Source organism: Streptomyces sp. NPDC050528, from assembly GCF_044457795.1.
Lineage (GTDB): Bacteria > Actinomycetota > Actinomycetes > Streptomycetales > Streptomycetaceae > Streptomyces.
Window position 1 is genome coordinate 518,833 of sequence record NZ_JBITHH010000007.1, and the last position, 20,511, is coordinate 539,343.

Genomic DNA, 20,511 nt, shown 5'->3' on the forward strand with positions numbered 1-20,511 from the left:
CAATGACGAAGTCCGGCGAAGAACCTTCGAACACCACCGAATGTTCCCCACCTTGTATCCGCGTCCCTCTTGGCGCGACACCCTCCGTAGCCAACACTGAGCCGATGACGCAGCGTGTGGAACTGGCGATTGTGATGGACCGGCTGGCCGTGGACGAAGTGATCACCGAATACGCGGTGGCGGTGGACGACGGCGACTGGGAGGCGTACCGGAAACTGTTCGCCCCGGACGGGCGCGCCGACTACCGGTCCGCCGGAGGGATCGAGGGGACCGCGGAACAGGTCGCCGGGTGGCTCGCGGAGAGCCTGGGACTGTTCTCGATGCGGCAGCATCTGATCGTGAACCGGCGGATCCGCTTCGGAGCCCTGGACCAGCACACCGACGACACCGCCCGCGTCCAGGCCGACTACGTCAATCCGATGCGCTTCGCCAAGGGCGGGGAGAGCGATGAGGGCGACTCCTCCACCGCTCCCGACTTCGTGTGCGGCGGGCGGTACGCGTTCGGGCTGCTGCGGACGGACGACGGCTGGCGGCTGACGGAGGTCGTCGTGGAGGAGAAGTGGCGGCGCCTTCCCGAGCGGCGCCCGCAAGCCGTGGTCCACTGATACGACCGGTTCGGCGTCCGCCGACCGGGATGATCGGCCGCGGCACGCACACCGGAGCCACCAGCGGGTAGGGGGTTCGCATGAGGAACTTCGGCGACTGGCTCGTCTCCCCCTGGCGGCGTTCCCTGCTCGCCGCGCTCGCGGGCGCCCTGCCCGTGTTCGCGTTCCCCGCGCCATCACTCTGGTGGTTCGCCTACGTCGCGCTCGTCCCCTGGATCCTGCTGACCCGCTCGGCGCCGACCGGGCGACGGGCGGTCTACGACGGCTGGTTCGGGGGGCTCGGGTTCATGCTGGCCGTGCACAGCTGGCTGGTGCCGAGCCTGAGCGTGTTCATCGTGGTCATCGCGGGGCTGCTCGGCGTGCTGTGGGCGCCGTGGGGCTGGCTGGTACGCCGATTCCTCGGAGGCGTGCCCTCGCCCCGGCGCGCCGCCGCCGCACTGCTCGTGCTCCCCTCGGGCTGGCTGATGGTCGAACTCGTGCGGTCCTGGCAGGGGTTGGGCGGCCCCTGGGGTCTGCTCGGCTCCACCCAGTGGCAGGTGGAACCCGCGTTGCGGCTCGCGTCCGTCGGCGGGGTGTGGCTGCTGAGCTTCCTGGTGGTGGCCGTCAATGTCGCGGTGGCCGTCCTCGTCGCCGTGCGCGAGTCCCGGGTGCCCGCCGTCGCGGGGCTGCTGGCCACCGCCGCCGCGACCTCGGCCGCCTGGGTGTGGTCGCCGCGCCCCGACGTCGACGGCCGCGTCCGGATCGCCGTCGTACAGCCGGGTGTCATCACCGGCGAGGACAGCGACGTCCGGCGCTTCGACCGCGAGGAGCAGCTGACCCGCCAACTCGCCGGTCAGAACGTCGACTTGATCGCCTGGGGCGAGAGCAGTGTCGGCTTCGACCTCGGCAAACGACCGGACCTGGCGCGCCGTATCGCCGCCCTCTCCAAGGAGACGGGCGCCGACATTCTGGTCAACGTGGACGCCCAGCGCTCCGACAAGCCCGGCATCTACAAGAGCTCGATCCTGGTCGGCCCGAAGGGTCTCACCGGCGATCGCTACGACAAGATGCGGCTCGTCCCCTTCGGGGAGTACATCCCGTTCCGCTCGCTGCTCGGGTGGGCCACCTCGGTCGGCAAGGCGGCGGGCGTGGACCGTCGGCACGGCACCGAGCAGGTCGTGATGAACGTGGGGCACGGCCTGCGCATCGGCCCGCTGATCTGCTTCGAGACGGCGTTCCCCGACATGAGCCGCCATCTCGCCCAGGACGGAGCCGACGTCCTGCTCGCCCAGTCCTCGACCTCGTCGTTCCAGAGCAGCTGGGCCCCCGAACAGCACGCCACCCTCGCCGCCCTCCGCGCCGCCGAGACCGGCCGCCCAGTCGTCCACGCCACCCTGACCGGCGTCTCCGCCGTCTACGGCCCCAGCGGCCAACGCATCGGATCTTGGCTGGGCACCAACAAGAGCACGACCCAGGTCTACGACGTCCCGCTCGCCCACGGCATCACGCCGTACGTCCGCTACGGCGCCTGGCCGGTCGGCATGGCCCTGCTGGTGCTCGCGGCCATGTGCGCCGGCGAGGGCGCGCAGGCGCTCAGGCTGCGGCGGACCGGTCCGCGACCTCTCGTACCACCCGCTCGCACAGTTCATGAGTCGCCAGCGCGTCCCGGGCGCTGAGCACCTTTCCGGCACGCACGGCGTCGAGGAACGTGAGGACGGCCTGCTCGATGCCGCGCTGCCGGGCCACCGGGACCCAGTCACCGCGCCGCCGTACGGTCGGCTGGCCCTTGTGGTCGACGACCTCGGCGAGGTTGAGGACCTGACGCTTGGTGTCCTGGCCGGAGACCTCCAGGATCTCCTCGACCGAGCCGCTGAGCCGGTTCATCACCCCGAGCGCGGTGAAGCCGTCGCCGGAGAGCTGGAGCACGATGTGGTGCAGGAGACCGTCCTGGACGCGGGCGCGCACGGTCACGTCCTCGACCGGGCCCGGCACCAGGAACCGCAGGGTGTCCACGATGTGGATGAAGTCGTCCAGGATCATCGCGCGCGGCTCCTCGGGGAGCCCGATCCGGTTCTTCTGCATGAGGATCAGCTCGCGCGGGTGGTCCAGACACTGCGCGTACCCGGGGGCGTGTCGGCGGTTGAAGCCCACCGCGAGCGACACGTTCCGCTCCTCCGCGAGCCGTACCAGCCGCTCGGAGTCGGCGAGTTCGTAGGCGAGCGGCTTGTCGACGTACGTCGGTACGCCCGCCTCCAGCAGCCTCGTGACGATCTCCGGGTGCACGGCCGTGGGCGCGTGCACGAACGCCGCGTCGAGGCCCTGCGCGAGGAGCGCGTCCAGGTCCGTGTGGCGCCGGTCCGCCGGGAGGTGCAGGCCGTCGGCGACCCGGGCGAGGGTGGCGGGCGTGCGGGTCTGCAGATGCAGCTCGACCCCGGGCAGCCCGCCGAGAACCGGCAGGTACGCCTTCTGCGCGATGTCACCGAGCCCGATGCAGCCGACCTTCACGGAGTCTCCCAACGCTCGCCCAGCGGTACCTCCTGTACCTCCTCGGAAGCATACGGCGATGGAATATCCGCTGGTGCGGGCGGTCGGAGCACGCGAGGATGCGGGGATGACGATTGAGCGCAGTGAACCCGGAACCACCGCCGACGAACGCACCATGCTGGACGGCTGGCTGAAGTACCACCGGGACACCCTCGCCTGGAAGTGCGAGGGCCTGACCGACGAACAGCTGAGGACCGCTTCCGTGGAGCCGTCCACGCTGTCGCTCATGGGCCTGGTGCGGCACATGGCGGAGGTGGAGCGGGGCTGGTTCCGCAATGTCATGGCGGACGAGGGGCTGAGCCCGATCTACTGCAGCGACGAGGACCCGGACGGCGACTTCCATCTCACGGAGTCGGACACCTGGGCAGAGGCGTACGCCACCTGGCAGGCCGAGATCGAGACGGCGAACGCGATCGCGGCCCGGTTCACCCTGGACGACCACTCCCTGGGCAAGCACCGGCGTACCGGCGAGCGCTTCAACCTGCGCTGGATCCACACCCACATGATCGAGGAGTACGCCCGGCACAACGGCCACGCCGACCTGCTCCGCGAGCGCATCGACGGGAACACCGGCGACTGACACCGACGGCTGACGTCACGTCACCCGGAGCGGGCGAGGGCCGTCCGTAAGGGGCCGGAGATCACCCGTGTGGGGCATCATCCGCCCGTCCGGTGCCCCAAACCGGCCCGGAACCAGCAGAGTTGCGCGGGTGCATCGAACGACGACCACCGCAACGCTCCTGGTCACCGTGGCTGTCTCGGCCCTCTCCGGCTGTGTGACCGTCCAGCGGCCGGCGGCCCCCGCTCCCCCGGCCGTACCGTCCCACGCGTCGGTGCCGCGCCCGGACGGCAGCGCGGAGCCGCAGGTCGTACAGGCCCCGGCGCGGGAGGCGCTGGAACTGATCAACCCGTCCCACCACCCGAAACCGGCCACGCATCCCCCGCACCACGCACCGGTCCAGCCCCCGAAGGCGGCACAGGCACCGGTCCCCCGCTCACCCCAGCACCCTCACCCGTATCCCCACCCCCATCCGCACCCGAAGCCGCACCACCGCCGGCAGCCGGGTGCGGACATCCCCGACGTGGTCAAGTCGGTCCCCAAGAACACGCAGGACGTCTGCGCCCTGGGCAAGAAGTACGGCGGCTGGCAGTCGGACAGCCCGCAGTCGATCATCTGCGGCCAGACGTACGGGCGTTGAGGCGAGCGGCGCCCCCTTGGGGTTGGTGCCAGGCGGGACTCTACGGCCGCTGTCTCGGCGGCCCCCAGGTCTCGCCCGCGCCACCGCCCCCGTCGCCCAGCCGCAGCTCCAGCCGCCCGATCGCGGCCCGCACCCCGTTGCCGTAACCGTCGTCGGCGAGGACGGCACAGGCGCTGCGGGCCCGGCGGATGTGGGTGCGGGCGGCGTCCGGGCGGTCGAGCTTCACGTAGTCGGCGGCGAGGTTGAGATGCAGGGAGGGGTAGAAGGCGCGCACCGCCACCGCCCCCTCCTGACCGGCGTCCCCCGCGTCCCCCGCGTCTCGCCCGTCCGTCAGCTCGTCCGCCGCCGACAACGCCCTTAGGTCCCAGGCCAGTTCGTCGGTCGGGTCGTCCTGGGTGTCGGCGAGGTAGTGGGCCAGTGTGCAGCGGTGGAGGGGGTCGCCGTCCTCGCCGAGCTCTGCCCAGAGGCCCAGCAGGCGGTCCCGGGCCTCCTCGCGGTCGCCGCCGTGGTGCAGCATGACGATCTGTCCGATCCGCGTCAGCAGAGCGTCCGGCGCCGCCTGCTCCTGTCGCTCCGCCACCGCGTCCTCCGCACTCGCCAGCCACCTTGGCTGTCCCCGTCGAAGCTAACCGGCGGCACTGACAATCCCCGTCAGGCGGCCCCGGACCGGCCGGGCGGGGGTCAGCCCAGGTTCGGGATGCGCCAGTCGATCGGGGTGTGGCCCTGCTTGGCCACCGCCTCGTCGATCTGGGTGAACGGGTGGGAGCCGAAGAACTTCTTGGCCGAGAGCGGGGAGGGGTGCGCGCCCTTGACCACCACGTGGCGCTCCTCGTCGATCAGGGGGAGCTTCTTCTGCGCGTAGTTGCCCCACAGCACGAAGACCGCCGGGTCCGGGCGCTCGGCCACCGCGCGGATCACCGCGTCCGTGAACTTCTCCCAGCCCTTGCCCTTGTGGGAGTTGGCCTCGCCGGAACGGACTGTGAGCACCGCGTTCAGCAGCAGAACGCCCTGCTGGGCCCACGGCATCAGATAGCCGTTGTCCGGAATCGGGAGGTCCAGCTCCTCCTTCATCTCCTTGTAGATGTTCCGGAGGGAGGGCGGGGTCTTCACGCCGGGGCGGACCGAGAAGCACAGGCCGTGGCCCTGGCCCTCGCCGTGGTACGGGTCCTGGCCGAGGACCAGCACCTTCACCTGGTCGTACGGCGTCGCCTCCAGCGCGGCGAAGACCTCCTCGCGCGGCGGGTAGACGGGACCCTTCGCCCGCTCCTCCTCGACGAACTCGGTCAGCTCCTTGAAGTAGGGCTGCTGAAGCTCGTCGCCCAGGACCCCGCGCCAGGACTCGGGGAGCATGGAGATGTCGGTCACGTCAACTTCCTTACCGTGTGCGGCGACTGCGATGCGGAGCGGCCGCGCGGTGCGGTCGCCTCCATGCCCAGAACCTACAGGCGGCCACTGACAACGGGGGCCAAGAGCCGTGTCACCAGCTGGTCTTGCGGTACAGCTCCCACATCATCATGATCGTCGACGGGTCGAGGGCCTGCTCCCCGCCGGAGATGTCGTCGCTCGCGGCCACGTACTGGCGGCCCTGCCACAGCGGCAGCAGCCGGGCGTCGTCCACCAGGATCTGCTGGGCGTCCTCGAACTCCTTGACCACGTCGGCCCGGTCGCTCTCCCGGCGGGACTCGGGCAGCAGCACCTCGGTGATCCTGGTCGACGGGTAGGGCGTACCGAGCGCGTTCTGCTGCCCCACGAAGGGCGCGATGAAGTTCTCGGCGTCGGGGAAGTCCGGGAACCAGCCGCGCCCGAACACCGGGTACTCGCCCTTCTGGTAACCCGTCACGTACGTCTTCCAGGGACGGCTCTTCAGGGTGATCGAAAAGAGCCCGGAGTCGTCCAACTGCCGCTTGAGCTCCCGGAATTCGAGGGCGGTCTCCGAGCCGTAGCGGTCGCTGGTGTACCAGAGGGTGAGGGGGACGGGCTGCTTGATGCCCGCGTCGGTGAGGAGCTTGCGGGCCTTGGGGACGCTGGGGTCTCCGAAGTCGTCGAAGAAGGCGGTGGTGTGGCCGGTGAGGCCCTTCGGGACCATCGAGTAGAGCGGGTCCACGGTGTCGCGGTAGATCTTGTGGGTGATCGCCCCGCGGTCGACGAGTTGGGCCACGGCCTTCCGGACGGCGATGTTGCCGGCCCACCTGTCCTTGGGGTTGAACACCAGGTAGTTGATGTCGGTGCCGGAGCCGTCGACCAGTTGCAGGCTCTTGGACGGGCTTCCCTGGAGGGCGACGATGTCGTCGGCGGCCAGACCGCGGTAGGTGACGTCGATCCGCTTGTCCCGCAGCGCCTTCACCATGGTGCCGGAGTCCTGGAAGTACCGGATCGTCACCGCGTTGTTCTCGCGTTGGGCGAAGCCCTTGTAGCGGTCGTTGCGCACGAGTTGGGCCTGTTTCCCGTCGTCGTACGACTTCAGGGTGTACGGCCCGGAGCCGAAGACCTTGCCGTCCTTGCGCAGGGAGTGCGCGGGGTAGTCGTCGGGGTCGACGATCGACAGGGCCGGGGTGGCGAGCACGAACGGGAAGGTGGCGTCGGGCTTGTTGAGGTGGAAGACGACCTCGCGGTCGCCGAGCACCTGGACCCGGTCGAGGCTGCCCAGCAGGCCGGCGGGTCCGCCCGACACGTTGATCTGCCGGATGCGGTCGATGGAGTGCTTGACGGCCTGGGCGTCGAGGGTGTCGCCGTCGGCGAACTTCATGCCCGCGCGGAGTTCGCAGCGGTACGCCGTGTTCGAACTGTCCGTGAACTCACAGCTCTTGGCCGCGTCCGGCTCGGGCGTGGTCGCGCCGGAGGGGTAGGCGAGCAGTGTCTGGTAGATGTTGCGGAACAGCTCCCAGGAGCCGTCCCAGGAGGCGGCCGGATCGAGGGTGCTGGGGGCGCTGGTGGTGCCGACGACGATGGGTCCGCGGTCGTCGGAGTTCCCGTCCGAGAATACTCCGCATCCGGCCGCCAGGGATATCGACGCGATGGCCGCGCCCGCCCGCAGGCCTCGGTTCCGGTTGAACACGCGCTCGCTCCTCGATCCGCCGTACCAAGGGTCGGCAGACCGTACCGCAGTTCCGCGGCCCGAAAAGGTGGTTCGGGAGGGGCTGTTGAGCAGCGTTTTTATGACGACGTTGTCATTCGGCTGTGCGTGCTTTATGTCTCGACACGGGCGCCGGTTCCGTCAAGGGAACAGCAAAGAACCGGCGCCCGGGCGGAGTTGGTCAGCCGACTCCGGCGTTGAGGAGGATGCCTCCGTCGACGACGAGGGTCTGGCCGGTGATCCAGTCGGACTGGTCCGAGGTGAGGAACGCGGCGGTGCCGCCGATGTCGGACGGGACGCCGAGCCGGGCCAGCGGGTAGGAGGCGGCGGCCTCCGCCTCGCGGCCCTCGTACAGCGCGGCGGCGAACTTGGTCTTCACGACCGCCGGGGCGATCGAGTTGACCCGGACGCCGGGCGCGAACTCGTGCGCCAGCTGGAGGGTCAGGTTGATCATCGCGGCCTTGCTGACGCCGTACGCGCCGATGAACGGCGAGGCGGAGACGCCGGCGAGGGAGGCGATGTTGACGATGGCGCCGCCGTTGTCCTTCTGCCAGGCGTGCCAGGTCTTCTGGGCGAAGCCGAGCGCCGAGATGACGTTGGTCTCGAAGACCTTGCGGGCGACGTTCAGGTCGAGGTCGGCGATCGGGCCGAACACCGGGTTCGTACCGGCGTTGTTGACCAGGAAGTCGACGCGGCCGAAGGCCTCCATCGTGCGCTCGACGACGACGGTCTGGTGGGCCTCGTCGTGGGCCTTGCCGGCAACGCCGATGACGCGCTCGGCGCCGAGGGTCTCGACGGCCTCCTTGAGGGCGTCCTCGCTGCGGCCGGTGATGCAGACCCGGTCACCGCGGGCGAGCAGCGCCTCGGCGACGCCGTAGCCGATGCCGCGGCTGGCGCCGGTGATGACGGCGACCTTGCCGGAGAGTTCAGGCAGTTCAGTCATTGTTTTCCTGCGTTCCCGTGTTCCCGTGTTCCCTAGTTGAGCGGTCCGCCGGCGACGTACAGCACCTGGCCGGAGACGAAACCGGCCGCCTCGTTGGTGAAGAAGGCGACGGCGTTGGCGATGTCGTCGGGCTCGCCGACGCGCTGCACCGGGATCTGGGTGGCGGCGGCGGCCTTGAAGTCGTCGAAGCCCATGCCGACGCGGGCGGCGGTGGCGGCGGTCATGTCGGTGGCGATGAAGCCGGGGGCGACCGCGTTGGCCGTGATGCCGAACTTGCCCAGCTCGATCGCGAGGGTCTTGGTGAAGCCCTGGAGACCGGCCTTGGCGGCGGAGTAGTTGGCCTGGCCGCGGTTGCCGAGGGCGGAGGACGAGGAGAGGTTGACGATCCGGCCGAAGCCCGCGTCGACCATGTGCTTCTGGACGGCCTTGGTCATCAGGAACGAGCCGCGCAGGTGCACGCCCAGGACGGTGTCCCAGTCGGAGACGCTCATCTTGAAGAGGAGGTTGTCGCGGAGCACGCCCGCGTTGTTCACGAGGATCGTCGGGGCGCCCAGCTCGGCGACGATGCGCGCGACGGCGGCCTCGACCTGCGCCTCGTCGGAGACGTCGGCGCCGACCGCGAGGGCCTTGCCGCCGGCCGCGGTGATCTTCTCCACGGTGTCCTTGCAGGCGGCCTCGTCGAGGTCGATCACGGCGACCGCACGGCCCTCGGCCGCGAGGCGTACGGCGGTGGCGGCGCCGATGCCCCGCGCCCCGCCGGTGACAATCGCGACCCGCTGCTCAGTGGTGGACATTGCTGGTTCTCCTCGCCCTTGAGAAACTCTCGCCCTTGCGCGGCCCGCCGGTGAGCGACCGCTTAGTACCTTCGGCAGACGTGACGCTAGAAGCCATGGCACTCGGTGTCAACGTGCGCGCGGCCCGGTGTGATCCATTACCTCACCAGAAGGTCGAGCAGGCGCTCCGTCTCGGCCGCCGGATCGACGGTGAGACCGGTGTGCACGGGCCCCGGCTGCACCACGGTGGACCGCGGCGCGATCAGCCACCGGAACCGCCGCCCCGCGTCGTCCCGCCCCGCCTGCCCGGCCGCCGCGCCCCCCGCGCACACACCTTCTACGGCGCCGAGCGCGGCCCTGATTCCGGCCACATCCGCCGCCGGGTCGAGAGCGAGCAGCCTCGCCTCGTCCAGATGGGTGCGGGCGCCGACGTAGGACTGGGCGCGGCAGTAGACGAGCACCCCGGCGTTGATGCACTCGCCGCGCTCGACGCGCGGTACGACCCTCAGGAGGGCGTACTCGAAGACGTCCCGGATGTTCGCCTCGCTCGGGCGGATGATGTGGCGCTCGGTCACTGGAGTCCCTCGATGCGCTCGTGGACGAAGGGCACGCGCGCGAGGAGGGGTGCCGCGTACGCCTCACGGAGGAGGTCCGGGGTGTCGAAGCCGGGTTCGTCGGCCAGCCAGGCGTCGGGGATCTCGGCGGTGACCTCGGCGAGGAGTTCCTCGGTGACCTTCGGTGCCAGGTCTGCGGCCGCGGTCGCGATGTCCGGGGTGAAGCGGGCGAGGGCGTGGTCGGCGGCGTCGTAGGGGCGGGCGGCCGAGATCTGGGCGCCGGGCCAGTTGTGGTGCCAGATCATGGTGGCGCCGTGGTCGATGAGCCACAGGTCGCCGTGCCACATCAGCAGGTTGGGGTTGCGCCAGGAGCGGTCGACGTTGTTGACCAGCGCGTCGAACCAGACGATCCGGCCCGCCTCCTCGGCGCTCACCGAGAAGGCGAGCGGGTCGAAGCCGAGGGCGCCGGACAGGAAGTCCATGCCGAGGTTGGTGCCGCCGCTGGACCTGAGCAACTCCTGGACCTGCTGGTCGGGTTCGCCGAGGCCGAGCACCGGGTCGAGGTCGAGGGTCACGAGACGCGGCACCCGGAAGCCGAGCCGCCGGGCCAGTTCCCCCACGACGACCTCGGCGACGAGTGTCTTGCGGCCCTGCCCGGCGCCGCTGAACTTCATGACGTACGGCGCGAGGTCGTCGCCCTCGACGAGTCCCGGCAGCGAGCCGCCCTCGCGCAGGGGGGTGATGAAGCGGGTCGCGACGACCTCTTCCAGCATGTTCCCGGGCCATCCGTCTCGTCTGCGGTCCCGGGGAGAGTCCGGGGAGTTTCGGCTGCCCATGGTAGCGGGGGGTGATCACGGGGCGACCGCGTCCTGACCGCGGGTCAAGGGATCAGGTGGTCATGGCCTGGTACACGAGGTTCCGCAACTGGCGGCGCAGCGGCGCCCTGTGCTTGCCCCAGGTGACGACCTGGGTGCAGAACACGGCCGTGACGCCGTCGACCGGGTCCACGAAGAAGTGGGTGTTCGCGGCGCCGGACCAGCCGAACTCCCCCTTGTTGCCGAACGACCCCGCGACCACGGGGTCCGTGACGACGTAGAACCCGAGCCCGAAGCCGCATCCGCGGTGCTCGTCGTCGGGATACCGCCCGAAGGAGTTGATGTCGGCGCCGCCGGGCAGGTGGTTGGCCGTCATGAGCGCGAGCGTGCGGGGGCCGAGCAGCCGCTCGCCGTCCAGTTCGCCGCCGCGTACGAGCATGGCCGCGAACCGGTGGTAGTCCGCGAGGGTCGACACCAGTCCGGGGACCCCGCTGCCGGAGGGGAACTCCGCGGGTTGGCGGAAGGTGGGCCGCAGTTCCTGGTTCACGGCGAGGCGGCCCGAGTCCGGTTCCGGGCTGTAGATCTCCGCGAGGTCCGGCACGCGCTCGGACGGGAGCGAGAACGTCGTGTCGGTCATCCCGAGCGGGCCGAGCACGTTCGTCTCCATGAAGGTGTCGAGGCGCTGGCCGGTGCAGACCTCGATGATCCGGCCCAGCACGTCGACGGCGAGGGAGTAGTTCCACGCGGTCCCCGGCTCGAACAGCAGCGGCAGGCCGCCCACTTCGGCACACATCTGCTCAAGTGTCGTGCCCGGCAAGGGGAGTACGTCGTGGCCCGCCTGGCGGTACAGCGCGTCCACCGGGTCCATGTGAGCCAGCCCGAGGGTCAACCCGGCGGTGTGCGTGAGGAGTTGGCCCACGGTCACCGGGTGGGCGGCCGGGCGGGTCCGGACACTCGCCGGGGACCCGCCGTCGTACACCCGCATGTCCGCGAACTCGGGGATGTAGGCGCTGACCGGGTCGTCGAGTCCGAGCAGGCCGCGCTCCACGAGCATCATGGCGGCGACGGACGTCACCGGTTTCGTCATGGAGTACAGCCGCCACAACGTTCCGGGCTCGACCGGCAGTCCGAGGCCGAGGTCCCGGAGTCCGCCGCCCGCCGCGTACACGGGTTCTCCGTCGCGGGCGACGACCGCCGACCATCCCGGGATGACCCCGCGCTCCGTCTGCCGCTCGAAGAACTCGGCGATCCGGCCCAGCCGTTCGGCGCTGAAGCCGTACTGCTCCGGGGGCTTGGTGACGCCCAGGCGGTCGGCGAATTCCTGCATGCGTGCCTCCGTGTACGGGAGTTGGGGGCTGCCTGTGTCAGTGGGCGGAGGCGGCCGGGGCACCGTCGACCCCGGCCGCCTCCAACAGCCGCCGCGTGTAAGGGTGTTGGGCGTCGGCGTAGACGTCCTCGGTCGTGCCCTGTTCCACCACGTCACCGCGGTACAGGACGACGATCCGCTGGGCGAGATGCCGGACGACGGCGAGGTCGTGGGAGATGAACAGGTAGCTGACGCCCGTCTCCCGCTGGAGGTCGCTGAAGAGGTTCAGGATCTGGGCCTGGACCGACAGGTCGAGCGCGCTGACGGGCTCGTCGCACACGATGAGTTTCGGTGCCATCACCAACGCCCGGGCGATCGCGATCCGTTGCCGCTGCCCACCGGAGAACTGCCGCGGATAACGGTCGGCCGCCTCGGGCGGCAGCCCCACCAGCGCCAGCACCTCGCGTACCCGCCGCTGGACTACGGCCCGTTCGTCACGGGCGTGCACGAGCAGGGGTTCGGCCAGGGTCTGGCCCACGGTCAGGGCCGGGTTGAGCGAGCCGTTGGGGTCCTGGAAGACGGCCTGGACGCTCTTGCTCAGCTCCCTGCGCCGGGCGCCGCGGGCATGGGTGATGTCCTCGCCGTCGAACAGGATCGTGCCCTGTGTGACCGCCGTCAGGCCGAGCACGGCCCGGCCCAGGGTGGACTTGCCGGAACCGGACTCCCCGACCAGCGCGACGGTCTCGCCCGGCCGGATGTCCAGGGACACGTCCCGAATGGCCGGGGTGCCCTTGCCCGCGCGGTGGTACGACACCGACAGGTCACGGATGTCGAGCAGCGGCCGTTCGGTCGTGCTCACGAGGACACCTCCAGCTCTTCGCCGGCCAACACACAGCGGGCCACGCCCAGTTCGTCGGGCTGTATCAGGACGACCGGCGCCTCGGTGCACCGGTCGAGACGATCAGGACACCGGTCGGCGAAGTGACAGCCGAGGGGCCACTGCCCCGGCGGCGGCACGGTGCCGGGGATGGTCGGGATGGGCTCGCCGACCGTCGCCAGGCGCGGGTTCGCGGCGAGCAGCTTGCGGGTGTACGGATGGAGCGGCGCGGTCATGACGCGCTCGGTCGGACCGGCCTCCACCACCTGGCCCGCGTACATGACCAGGGCGGTGTCGCAGGCCTCCGCGATGACGTCCCAGTCGTGGCTGATCATCAGCAGGGCCATGCCGGTGTCGCGCTGGATGGTGCGCAGCAGTTGGACGATCTCGCGCTGGACGGTGACGTCGAGGGCGGTGGTCGGTTCGTCGGCGACGAGGATGCGCGGGCGCCCGGCCAGGGCGACGGCGATGGAGACGCGCTGTGCCATGCCGCCCGAGATCTGCGAGGGGCGCAGCTTCATCACCCGGTCGGGGTCGGGGAGTTGGACCTGGGCGAGCAGTTCACGGACCCGGAGCGTGGCCTCCTTGCGGGAGAGCCGCTCGTGGGTGCGCACCGCCTCGCGCAGCAGGTTGCCGATGGTGAACAGGGGGTCGAGGCCGACCATGGGCTCCTGCGAGATGAACGCGATGGTGCCGCCGCGCAGGTCCCGCCACTGGGCCACACCGAACGAGGTGACGTCGGTGCCGTCGATCTCGACGGTGCCCGAGGAGATACGGGCTCCGTTCGGCAGCATGCCGAGCAGCGCCAGCCCGGTCATGGACTTGCCGCAGCCGGACTCGCCGACCAGTCCCACCGTGCGGCCTTGCCCCACGGACAGGCTCACGTCGCTGATCAGAGCGACCTCGCCCTCCGCGGTGTCCGCGGTGACGGTCACCCGGGTGAGCCGTACGACGGGATCCGGCTCGGCGAGCAGCCAGGCGTCGTCGGACACCGGGACCTCAACGGGGGCCGTTGCCTTGGCAGTTGCCTTGCGGCGCCGGGTCGGGGTCGCGTGGGAAACGCCGGACCAGCGCTCGGCGAGCATGTCGCGCAGGCCGTCGCCGAGGACGATCAGCGCGGCGGCCGTGACGGCGACCAGGCCGCCGGTGGGGATGGCCAGCCAGAGGCTCTGGTTCAGGGTCTGGGCGGCGTCGGCCATCATGCCGCCCCAGGACGGGGCGGGCGGCTTCACTCCGAGTCCGATGGAGTTCAGGCCGGCCGCGATGAGCAGGGTGTTCGCGCACGCCAGCGCCGTGTTGACCAGGATCAGGCCGGTGATCCGCGGCAGCACGTGCCGCCGGGCCACGCGCCAGGTGCTGAGGCCGGAGACCTGTGCCGCCGCGACGTAGGTCTCGCGGCCGACCGTCAGCGACGCCGAGCGGACGACGCGCATCATGCCGGGGACCGACAGCAGGCCGATCACGATCATGGCCGCGGTCATGCTCTGCGAGAACAGGGCCAGCACGATCAGCAGCAGGATGATGCCGGGGATCGACATCACCACGTCGGCCAGCCGCATCAGCACCGCGTCCATCCGGCCCCTGCGCAGGCCGATGACCAGGCCCAGGGGGACCGCGATGACCAGGGTGATCGCCACGGCCAGCGCGATGTCCTTGAACGTGTCCGCGCCGCCGTACATCAGCCGCGACAGCACGTCCCGGCCGAGCCGGTCGGTGCCGAGCAGGTGTTTCGCGCTCGGGCCGGACAACGCGGCCGTGAAGTCCGCCTGTTGGGGTGGGTACGGTGCTAGCCAGCCGGCACCGAACGACGCGATCAGTTCCAGGACCAGGATCACGGCCGGGATCGCGATGCGTGGCCGGCGCAGGGCGCGGCGGAGGCCGGACGCGTGCGGCGGGCGCGCCGGGGTGGCGGCGGGCGGAGCGGGAGCGTTCTCCGTCTGCTGGGGAGGCTCGGGTTTCGTCATCGATGTCTCCTGAGTGCTCATGCGGCGACCGCCTGAGGGTTGAGCCAGCCGATGGCGAGGTCGAGCAGGAGGTTCAGGCCGACGACGATGAGCGTGAAGTACACCGCCACTCCCTGGATGACCGGGATGTCGCCGCTGGACGCGGCCGTGACGGCCGCGCTGCCGAGGCCGGGGAGGCCGAAGAGTTCCTCGATCACCACGGCCGAGCCGAGCAGTCCGATGAGGTTGTTGCCCGCCACGGTCAGGACCGTGACGGAGACATGCCGGAGCGCGTGCTTGAAGAGGATCGACCACTCGCTGACGCCGTTGGCCCGCAGATTCCGTACGAAGTCCCGGCTCAGCACGTCGGCGAACTGCTCCCGGGTCTGCTTGGCGATCACCGTGACCAGTGCGAAGGCCAGGGCGGCCACCGGCAGCAGCAGTGAGCGCAGCCAGCCGCCGGCGGACGTCCCGAAGAACACATAGCCGTTCGCGGGCAGCAGGCCGAACCGGGTGTTGAAGACCCAGATGCCCAGCAGACCGACCCAGAACGCGGGGACGGTCATGCCGGCGATGGACGCGGTGTCCGCGGCGATCCGCGTGGTGCGCCCGCCGCGGGCGCCGGCCATGCCCAGCACGATTCCGATCACCAGCGCGAGGAGGGTGGTCGCGATCACCAGGGAGAGCGTCACCCCGAGCCGGGTGTTGAGCGACCCGGCGACCGACTCGTTGCTGCTGATCGACCGCCCGAGGTCGCCGTGGACCGCGTCCCTCAGCCAGGCCCAGTAGCGCTCCCAGACCGGCTGGTCGAGGTGGAGGCGGTGCCGCAGTGCAGCGATCGACTGGGGTGAGGCGCTGAGTCCTCCGATGGACTTGGCGGCGTCACCCGGGATGAACAGTTGGAGGAAGAAGGTGAGCGCCGAGACGAAAAGCAGCAGGGGCACAGCCTGCACGATCCGCATTCCGCTGGTTCGCCACATGACGTGGAGCCTTTCTCCGTAGGGTCACTTGGCGGCGTACAACGACGTCAGGTCGGGCGTGAGATTGGTGGTCGAGAGGTCGACGCCCTTCAGGCCGGGACGTACGTAGACGATCTTTTCCATGGAGACCATCGGGATGGTCCAGGAAAGGCCGGACAGGCGCTGTTCGAACTTCTGCCAGCCCTGTTCCTGGAGTTCGGCGGTCGCTGCGGAGGCCGCCTGGCTGTAGAGCGTGTCGAGTTGTTTGTCGCTGACCTTGAGCGGGTTTCCCCAGCTGTACAGCAGGTCGTTTCCCTGGGCGTACGGCGGGGAGATTCCGTCGCCGTAGTCGAACATCATGCCCGCGTACTTCGAGTAGGTGGAGAAGAGTTCGTTCACGTTCGCCGGGACATTGATCTTCACGTTGACCCCGATGTTCGCCATTTCCGCGGCGAAGGCCTCCGCCGCCTGGGACTCTCCAACCCCGGTGAGATTCACGGTGATGGGCAGGGTGAAGCCGTTGGGGTAACCGGCTTCCGCCAGCAGCTTCTTGGCCTTGGCGACGTCGTAGGCGTATTTCCCTTCACTGCCCTGCGTATAGCCGCTCGTGCCCGCGAGAACGGGATAGTCCCAGCCCTTCGCGTACGTTCCGTAAAGGGCCTTGGCGATCGAGTCCCGGTTGATTCCGTACATCATGGCCTGCCGTACCCGAAGGTCGCCGAGCGCCTTGACCATGGTGCCCGCGCGGTCCTGGATCATCAGCTCCATGATCGAGTAGGGGCTCGACATCACCTGGAATCCGGCGGACTTCGCGGATTTCGCGGTCGTGGAGTCGCCGAGCGCGTAGTCGACCTCGCCGGAACGCAGGGCGCTGAGCGTGCTGTTCTCGTCCTTGATGACCTTGACGACGACTTTTTTCCAGTGCACGCGCGACTTGTCGTAGTACGTGGGGTTGGGGACGTAGGTGTAGGTCTGCCCGGAGACGGTCTGCGCCTTGTCGATGACGTAGGGCCCGGCGCCGTGCGTGGTGGTGCCGAGTTCGCCCGTCTTCTTGAGGCCGATGGGGCTGATGATCTCTCCGGTCGTCGGTCTGGAGAGATAGAGCGGCAGCAGCGGATCGGACGTCTTCAGGTGAATGCGGAGCTGGAGATCGGATACGACGTCGATCGCCCCCACGGGGGCCAGGTCCGCCGCGAGTGGGCCGCCGGCCTTGGCGTAGTACCGCAGTGAATCCTTCACGCCCGCGGCGGTGAGCGCGGAGCCGTCGTTGAATTTCACGCCGGACCGCAGCGTGATGTCGAAGGTCTTGCTGCCGGAACCGACGAAGCCCCACTTGGTCGCGAGGGCCGGCGTGTATGTCCCGTTCGGCGCCTGGCGGATCAGCGTGTCGTAGGCCAGCTCGAAGAAGTACTGCTGCGGGTCGGAGGAACCGCCCAGACCGGGATTCAGGCTGTTGGGCGCGATGGCCGAGGCGACGGTCAGGACATTCGGGTCCTGGGTCTTCGCGGTGCCGGACGAAGCGCTGTTTCCGCCACCGCATGCGGTGGTCAGGAACGCCAGCGCGGCGGCACCGGCCGTGAAGGTGAGAGGAAGGCGCGTGCGTGTCATCTGAGACCTCCGGCGTCGAGGCGATAAAGGGGTACGCGGGATTCACCGGAGGTGAGGGGGGAGGCCGCCGTCATGGCGGTTTCTCGGTGGTGTAAGTCCGCGCGATGTCAGGGGACTGCGGGAGAGTCTTCAAGTTCGGCTCGGCCGGCTCTTGTGGAGATCGGCCCGAGCATCGCGTGGGCCCGACGGATACGGTCGGTGCTCTCGCGGTGATATTTCGGCGGTATTTCGGGATGAAGCCGCCTCTGTGCGGCACCCCTGGAATCGAGTGCGCTCATTATTGGGTCCAACGGTCCGGACCCCGAACGTCATGAGTCCGCTGAGCGGACCGCTGCGTAAACGAGACCTTCGCGGCGACGGTGGAGCGGGCCCGGCGCGCCCCGTCCGGGTGATCCGGCGGGCCGGGGCGTGACGGCTCCCATGAGTATCGCCCCAGGCCGCCGGTGTCTGTTCAGGCTTTATGCGCGACCGACAGCTGACCGACAGGGACGTTTTACGTCTGCCTGATCTCGATCAGGCCAAGCTCTCGACACCGTCTGAACGACGGTCGCCCGCACCTCGTACCCCTTTGCAGACCCACACATGCTTCCCATGGAAGGAACGTCAGCATGACCAGCGAATCGTTCGAACCCGTCACGACGCCGTCCCGTCGCACCGCGTTGGCGGCGGTCGGCGCGGCGGGACTCGCCGTCGCGCTGACCGCGTGCTCGTCCAGCGACGACTCGTCGTCGGGCACCTCGGGCTCCTCGGACACCTCGAACTCCACCAGCACGGCCGGCGCCTCGACCGCCCAGGGTGACGCCGGTGGCACCGAACTGGCGAAGACCTCCGACATCCCCGAGGGCGGCGGCAAGATCTTCGCCAGCCAGGGCGTGGTCGTCACCCAGCCGACGGCGGGCACCTACAAGGCGTTCTCGTCGAAGTGCACCCACCAGGGCTGTGCGGTGAGCAGCATCAGCAGCGGGGCCATCGTCTGCCCGTGCCACGGCAGCGAGTTCTCCGTCACCGACGGCAGCGTCAAGAAGGGCCCGGCCACCCAGGGCCTGCCCGCCGAGCAGATCACCGTCTCCGGGGACTCGATCACGCTGGCGTGACGGCCGGCCGGCCGCCGATGCGACGGCCACCCGCTGATGTGACGGTCAGCCGCGGCCCGCTCTGCGCGGCCGTTTGAGACAGCCCAGCACCTCGTCCGTGGTCGCGACCGTAGCGACCAATGCGAGGGTGTTGCGGATCATCGCGGGGGTGTACTCCGAGGGCACCCCCGCGATGGCGTCCCTGGGGACGACGACGGTGTAGCCGCGGTTGACGGCGTCGAACACCGCGTTGGGTATGGCCACGTTGGCCGAGACGCCGGTGACGATCAGTGTGCGGCAGCCGAGATTGCGCAGCAGCGCGTCGACGTCGGTGCCCTGGATCGGCGACAGACCGTGCAGTCGTCGTACGACGAAGTCCTCCTCGGCGACCTCGATCGGGGGCGCCACGCGCACCGCCGCGGTGCCCGAGAGCTGTTGGACGGGCAGGCGTTCGGCGGCGCGGAACAGCCGGGCGTTGTGGTTCGCGCCCCTGCCGTCCGGCCGGCGTTCGGCGATCGCGTGGATCACCTGGACCCCGCTCTCGTGCGCGGCGGCGACCAGCCGGGCCACATTCGTCAGCGCGCCCGACTGGCGTGCCGCGAGGGCGAGTTCGGGCAGTGCGCTGTCCGGGCCGACCACGCCCTGTTGACATTCGACGGTCAGCAGGACAGTGCTCACCGTGTCGAGGATCTCACTGAGTTGTTCGTGCGACGGCATGGCTCTCCCTTGTCGTCGACGGCCGGGGCGGGCGACAGTAACGAGCATCGCGTGCGGAGGGAAGACGGCCGACGCTCCTTCGGCCCACATTCTGACGCACCGTCAGAAGCGGCTGCCCGCCGCGCGTTTCGCAACCGAAGGGGATCGCATGACCGCCACTCAGCGTCGAGGCCGGAAGATCATGATGACACCCGGGGAACTGGACGAGTTCCTCGCCGCCGAGCGCACCTGCCGCGTCGCGACCGCCTCGGCGGACGGAGCGCCGCACGTCAGCCCGCTCTGGTTCGTGTGGGACGGCACCTCGTTGTGGCTGTACTCGATCACCCGCAGCAAGCGCTGGGCGGACCTGCGCCGCGACCCGCGCGTCGCGGTGGTGGTCGACGGCGGGCACGCCTACGACGAGTTGCGGGGCGTCGAGCTGTCCGGGACGGTGGAGTTCGTGGGCGAGGCTCCGCGCAAGGGCGAGCCGCATCCCGAACTCGTCGCCGTGGAGAAGCTGTTCGCGCAGAAGAACTTCGGCCTGGACGCGATGCCGTACGACGGACGGCACGCGTGGATACGACTGACCCCGGACACGCTCGCGTCCTGGGACTTCCGCAAGCTGGCGGCACGGCAAGGCAGTTGACCTGCGCCTCTCAGCCGACGGTCTCGGCCGCCGCCTGTAGCGCCTCGACCGCCGCGCGGATGGACGGGCGGCGGTCGGCGTCGGCACGCCAGACGACGTAGACGTGTCGGCGGACGCGCTGCTTGAGCGGGACGGTGACGACTCCGGCGGGCATCGGGTGGCGGCCCAGCAGGGGAACGACGCACACACCCAACCCGGCGGCGACCAGGCCCAGTTGGGTGTGGGTCTCGGCGGCGCGGTGGCCGACGATCGGTTCGATGCCCCGGGAGCGCAGGGTGAACATCAGCCACTCGTGGCAGAACTCGCCCTCGGCCCAGGTGATCCACTCGTCGTCGGCGAACTCCCCGAGGTCCACCTCGTCGCGCCCGGCGAGCGGGTGGCCGGCCGGCATCGCCACGTCGGCGGGGTCGTCCAGGATCGGCGCCTTCACCAGGCCGTCCGGGAGCGGCATCGGCTTGTTGTACCAGTCCAGGACGACGGCGAGGTCGAGATCGCCGCGAACGACGCCGGCGATGCCGTGCTCCGGTTCCTGCTCGGTGGAGCGGACGCGCAGTGCCGGGTGCTGGGCGCGCAGGGCGGCGAGCGCGGTGGGGAACAGACCGCGGGCGGCGGTCGGGAACGCGGAGAGCCTCAACTCGCCGACGACTTGCCCGCGTTGGGCTTCCAGGTCGGCCTGGGCCAGCTCCACCTGGGAGAGGATGCGCCCCGCGTGCTCCGCGAGCAGTCGTCCGGCGTCGGTGAGCCGCACCCCCCGACCGTTCTTGGCGAGGAGCTGCTGCCCCACCTCCCGCTCCAGCTTGGCCATTTGCTGCGACACGGCCGAGGTCGTCACATGCAGCGCCTCGGCCGCGCCGCTGACCGAGCCGTGCCGGGCGAGGGCGTCCAGGGTGCGGAGGCGCTCCAGATTCAACATGTAAG

Annotated in this window: 21 protein-coding genes; 6 read left to right on the plus strand and 15 right to left on the minus strand. The window is 70.0% G+C overall.

Annotated features, from left to right (window positions below; genetic code table 11):
- Positions 1-104 precede the first annotated feature (104 nt).
- The gene (locus ACIBK4_RS26270) at positions 105-605 is read left to right on the plus strand and encodes a nuclear transport factor 2 family protein (RefSeq protein WP_398998098.1); all 501 of its coding nucleotides are present in this window, start codon (positions 105-107) and stop codon (positions 603-605) included.
- 80 nt (positions 606-685) lie between these two features.
- Positions 686-2,260 (plus strand): apolipoprotein N-acyltransferase, encoded by a 1,575-nt coding sequence (gene lnt, locus ACIBK4_RS26275; protein WP_398998100.1) that lies wholly within the window; start codon positions 686-688, stop codon positions 2,258-2,260.
- Here the strand turns inward: lnt and ACIBK4_RS26280 are convergent.
- The gene (locus tag ACIBK4_RS26280) at positions 2,178-3,089 is read right to left on the minus strand and encodes a Gfo/Idh/MocA family protein (RefSeq protein ID WP_398998102.1); all 912 of its coding nucleotides are present in this window, start codon (positions 3,087-3,089) and stop codon (positions 2,178-2,180) included. The two genes, lnt and ACIBK4_RS26280, sit on opposite strands and share 83 nt — an antisense overlap.
- 106 nt (positions 3,090-3,195) lie before the next feature.
- On the opposite strand from ACIBK4_RS26280, the gene ACIBK4_RS26285 reads away from it, so the two are divergent.
- Complete coding sequence (locus tag ACIBK4_RS26285; protein WP_398998104.1) at positions 3,196-3,708, plus strand: DinB family protein; 513 nt, start codon at positions 3,196-3,198, stop codon at positions 3,706-3,708.
- A gap of 130 nt (positions 3,709-3,838) precedes the next feature.
- Positions 3,839-4,327: a hypothetical protein gene (locus ACIBK4_RS26290; protein ID WP_398998106.1), complete on the plus strand. Its 489-nt coding sequence runs from the start codon at positions 3,839-3,841 to the stop codon at positions 4,325-4,327.
- A 40-nt stretch (positions 4,328-4,367) separates the two neighbouring features.
- Here the strand turns inward: ACIBK4_RS26290 and ACIBK4_RS26295 are convergent, their stop codons facing one another.
- From ACIBK4_RS26295 to ACIBK4_RS26350, 12 genes are all read right to left on the minus strand, one after another.
- Entirely contained in the window at positions 4,368-4,907 is a 540-nt protein-coding gene (locus ACIBK4_RS26295; protein WP_398998108.1) for a hypothetical protein, read from the minus strand.
- Between the two features lie 101 nt (positions 4,908-5,008).
- On the minus strand, positions 5,009-5,692 hold the full coding sequence (gene ung / locus ACIBK4_RS26300; protein ID WP_398998110.1) for a uracil-DNA glycosylase: 684 nt from the start codon (positions 5,690-5,692) through the stop codon (positions 5,009-5,011).
- Between the two features lie 112 nt (positions 5,693-5,804).
- Positions 5,805-7,382 carry an ABC transporter substrate-binding protein gene (locus tag ACIBK4_RS26305; protein ID WP_398998112.1) on the minus strand — a complete coding sequence of 526 codons (1,578 nt, stop codon included), beginning with the start codon at positions 7,380-7,382 and terminating at the stop codon, positions 5,805-5,807.
- Positions 7,383-7,581: 199 nt separating this feature from the next.
- Positions 7,582-8,343: an SDR family oxidoreductase gene (locus tag ACIBK4_RS26310; RefSeq protein WP_033283408.1), complete on the minus strand. Its 762-nt coding sequence runs from the start codon at positions 8,341-8,343 to the stop codon at positions 7,582-7,584.
- Between the two features lie 32 nt (positions 8,344-8,375).
- Positions 8,376-9,137 carry a 3-oxoacyl-ACP reductase FabG gene (gene fabG / locus ACIBK4_RS26315; protein WP_318015019.1) on the minus strand — a complete coding sequence of 254 codons (762 nt, stop codon included), beginning with the start codon at positions 9,135-9,137 and terminating at the stop codon, positions 8,376-8,378.
- 137 nt (positions 9,138-9,274) lie between these two features.
- Entirely contained in the window at positions 9,275-9,691 is a 417-nt protein-coding gene (locus ACIBK4_RS26320) for a DUF3037 domain-containing protein (RefSeq protein ID WP_398998116.1), read from the minus strand.
- Positions 9,688-10,443 carry a HipA family kinase gene (locus ACIBK4_RS26325; RefSeq protein ID WP_398998118.1) on the minus strand — a complete coding sequence of 252 codons (756 nt, stop codon included), beginning with the start codon at positions 10,441-10,443 and terminating at the stop codon, positions 9,688-9,690. Before ACIBK4_RS26325 ends, ACIBK4_RS26320 begins: the two co-directional genes overlap by 4 nt.
- A 115-nt stretch (positions 10,444-10,558) precedes the next feature.
- Positions 10,559-11,812: a serine hydrolase domain-containing protein gene (locus ACIBK4_RS26330; RefSeq protein WP_398998121.1), complete on the minus strand. Its 1,254-nt coding sequence runs from the start codon at positions 11,810-11,812 to the stop codon at positions 10,559-10,561.
- A 37-nt stretch (positions 11,813-11,849) separates the two neighbouring features.
- Positions 11,850-12,650 carry an ABC transporter ATP-binding protein gene (locus ACIBK4_RS26335; RefSeq protein ID WP_398998124.1) on the minus strand — a complete coding sequence of 267 codons (801 nt, stop codon included), beginning with the start codon at positions 12,648-12,650 and terminating at the stop codon, positions 11,850-11,852.
- Positions 12,647-14,632, minus strand: coding sequence for a dipeptide/oligopeptide/nickel ABC transporter permease/ATP-binding protein (locus ACIBK4_RS26340; RefSeq protein WP_398998126.1), 1,986 nt, complete (start codon positions 14,630-14,632; stop codon positions 12,647-12,649). Before ACIBK4_RS26340 ends, ACIBK4_RS26335 begins: the two co-directional genes overlap by 4 nt.
- 17 nt (positions 14,633-14,649) lie before the next feature.
- Positions 14,650-15,591 (minus strand): ABC transporter permease, encoded by a 942-nt coding sequence (locus ACIBK4_RS26345; RefSeq protein ID WP_398998128.1) that lies wholly within the window; start codon positions 15,589-15,591, stop codon positions 14,650-14,652.
- 24 nt (positions 15,592-15,615) lie between these two features.
- Positions 15,616-17,178 carry an ABC transporter substrate-binding protein gene (locus ACIBK4_RS26350; RefSeq protein WP_398998130.1) on the minus strand — a complete coding sequence of 521 codons (1,563 nt, stop codon included), beginning with the start codon at positions 17,176-17,178 and terminating at the stop codon, positions 15,616-15,618.
- Between the two features lie 608 nt (positions 17,179-17,786).
- On the opposite strand from ACIBK4_RS26350, the gene ACIBK4_RS26355 reads away from it, so the two are divergent.
- Positions 17,787-18,272 carry a Rieske (2Fe-2S) protein gene (locus ACIBK4_RS26355; protein ID WP_398998132.1) on the plus strand — a complete coding sequence of 162 codons (486 nt, stop codon included), beginning with the start codon at positions 17,787-17,789 and terminating at the stop codon, positions 18,270-18,272.
- Between the two features lie 45 nt (positions 18,273-18,317).
- On the opposite strand, the gene ACIBK4_RS26360 is transcribed toward ACIBK4_RS26355, so the two are convergent.
- On the minus strand, positions 18,318-18,968 hold the full coding sequence (locus ACIBK4_RS26360) for a cysteine hydrolase (RefSeq protein WP_398998134.1): 651 nt from the start codon (positions 18,966-18,968) through the stop codon (positions 18,318-18,320).
- A 148-nt stretch (positions 18,969-19,116) separates the two neighbouring features.
- Between ACIBK4_RS26360 and ACIBK4_RS26365 the strand changes: the two genes are divergently transcribed.
- Complete coding sequence (locus ACIBK4_RS26365) at positions 19,117-19,593, plus strand: pyridoxamine 5'-phosphate oxidase family protein (protein ID WP_398998136.1); 477 nt, start codon at positions 19,117-19,119, stop codon at positions 19,591-19,593.
- 10 nt (positions 19,594-19,603) lie between these two features.
- Here the strand turns inward: ACIBK4_RS26365 and ACIBK4_RS26370 are convergent, their stop codons facing one another.
- Complete coding sequence (locus ACIBK4_RS26370) at positions 19,604-20,506, minus strand: LysR family transcriptional regulator (RefSeq protein WP_398998138.1); 903 nt, start codon at positions 20,504-20,506, stop codon at positions 19,604-19,606.
- Between the last annotated feature and the right edge of the window lie 5 nt (positions 20,507-20,511).